Genomic DNA, 1,033 nt, shown 5'->3' with positions numbered 1-1,033 from the left:
GGGTTCCTCGACGGGGCCGGTGGCGGGCCGCGCGATCCACTCGCCGGACAGGCCGGCCGCCGGGTCCGGCGGCGTGCTGCGCAGTCCGGCGCCGGCCGCCTTGTGGCCGGTGGTCATGCCGTGCGTCCAGGACGGCAGCCGGCCCGCGTGCGCCATCGCGTCGGGAGCGGGCCGGGCCGCCACGACGGTCGGCACATAGGCGGGCGCGGCCCGGTGCGCGCTGATCCGCCGGGCCAGCTCGCGGGCGTCGCCGGGTCGTTCGTCGGGGTCCTTGGCGAGCAGGTCCAGGATGACCCGCTCCAGGTACGCGGGCAGTTCGGGGCGGTGCTCGCGCGGTGGGCGGGGCGGGGTGTCGCGGTGGCCGACGAGGATCGCCCAGGCGTCGTCGAGGTCGAACGGCGGTACGCCGGTGGCGATCTCGTACAGCACGCAGCCGAACGAGTACAGGTCGCTGCGCTGGTCGACCTCGGTGCCGCCGATCTGCTCCGGGGACATGTAGTGCGGGGTGCCCATGGCGATGCCGGTGCCGGTCAGCCGGGAGGTGAAGCCGATGTCGTGGCCGAGCCGGGCGATGCCGAAGTCGCAGATCTTCACCGTGCCGTCGCCGATCCGCACGATGTTGGCGGGCTTCAGATCGCGGTGGACGATGCCCTGTTCGTGGCAGTAGGCGAGGGCGGCGGCGACCTGCTCGGCGATCTCCACGACGTCCGCGACCGGCAGCGGGTGCTGCTTGTTGTCCTCCAGGAGCTGACTGAGGTTGCGGCCGTCCAGCAGTTCCATGACGAGGTAGAGGACGCCGTCGGACTCGCCGAAGTCGTGCACGACGGTGATGCCGCGGTGCTGGAGCGCGGCGGCCACCCGGGCCTCGCGACGGAACCGTTCCCGCAGCACGCGGGTGAACGCGTGGTCGTGGTTCGGGCCCAGCGGTTTGAGGCACTTGACGGYGACGTGCCGGCCCAGGGACTCGTCCCGTGCCCGCCACACCTCGCCCATGCCGCCGCGCCCGATCCGGTCGAGCAGCCGGTACCGGCCG

General features: G+C 73.5%; 1 protein-coding gene. It reads right to left on the bottom strand.

Annotated features, from left to right (window positions below; genetic code table 11):
* On the bottom strand, positions 1-1,033 hold a 1,033-nt coding region (locus CA983_RS44035), incomplete at both ends, for a serine/threonine-protein kinase (protein ID WP_143645865.1).

The organism is Streptomyces swartbergensis (assembly GCF_002148965.1).
In the GTDB taxonomy this organism is placed as follows: domain Bacteria; phylum Actinomycetota; class Actinomycetes; order Streptomycetales; family Streptomycetaceae; genus Streptomyces; species Streptomyces swartbergensis.
This window is presented reverse-complemented; position numbering and strand designations above follow the sequence as displayed.